Annotated in this window: 1 protein-coding gene; it reads left to right on the top strand. The window is 65.9% G+C overall.

Annotated features, from left to right (window positions below; translation table 11 throughout):
• A partial coding sequence (locus AC1D1M_RS31375; RefSeq protein WP_477778684.1) for an immunoglobulin-like domain-containing protein occupies window positions 1–1,076 on the top strand: 1,076 nt, incomplete at both ends.

Here is a 1,076-nt window from a genome sequence, read left to right as displayed (position 1 = left end):
AATCTGGTGGCCGACAAGACGCCGGTTTCGACCACTGTCACCGACACCGTCGACACGACCAACCTCAGCCTGAGTGCTACAAACTCGGTCGCCGAGGGCGGCTCGATCGTCTACACCGCGACCCTGTCCAACGCCGCCGGTTCGCCGGTGACCGTGACCCTGTCGAACGGTGCGGTGATCACCATCGAGGCCGGTAAGACCACCGGCACCGTAAGCGTTGCGGCCCCGTCCGACGACGTGTACAAAGACGCCGGCACCGTTCAGGCCACGATCAGCAACGCCACCGGTGGCAGCTTCGAAAACCTGGTGCCAAGCACGGTTCCGGCGGTGACCAGCGTCACCGACACCATCGACACCACCACCGTGAAACTGACCGCCACCGAAACCGCGGCTGAAGGCGGCACTGTCACCTACACCGCCACCGTCGGTGCCGCCGTCGCCGGTTCGCCTGTCGTCGTGACGTTGGCCAACGGCCAGAGCATCACCATCGACGTCGGCCACACCACCGGCAGCGTGACCACCCCCGCGCCGAACGACGTGCTGGCTGGCCATGCGCCGCTGACCAACTCGATCACCAACGTCAGCGGCGGCAACTACGAGAACCTGGTCGCCGACAAGACGCCGGTTTCGACCACCGTGACCGACACCGTCGACACCACCAACCTCAGCCTGAGCGCCACAAGCTCGGTCGCCGAAGGCGGTTCGATCGTCTACACCGCGACCCTGACCAATGCGGCCGGCTCGCCGGTCACCGTGACCTTGTCGAACGGTGCAGTCATCACCATCGAGGCCGGTAAAACCACCGGCACCGCGACCGTTGCGGCCCCGTCCGACGACGTCTATAAAGACGCCGGCACCGTTCAGGCCACGATCAGCAACGCCACCGGTGGCAGCTTCGAAAACCTGGTGCCAAGCACGGTTCCGGCGGTGACCAGCGTCACCGACACCATCGACACCTCGACGGTGAAACTGACCGCCACCGAAACCGCGGCTGAAGGCGGCACTGTCACCTACACCGCCACCGTCGGTGCCGCCGTCRCCGGTTCGCCTGTCGTCGTGACGTTGGCCAACGGCCA

The organism is Pseudomonas sp. P1_F7, from assembly GCF_056405655.1.
The sequence above is the reverse complement of the archived record's forward strand: the minus strand, read 5'-3'. Positions and strand labels throughout refer to the sequence as shown.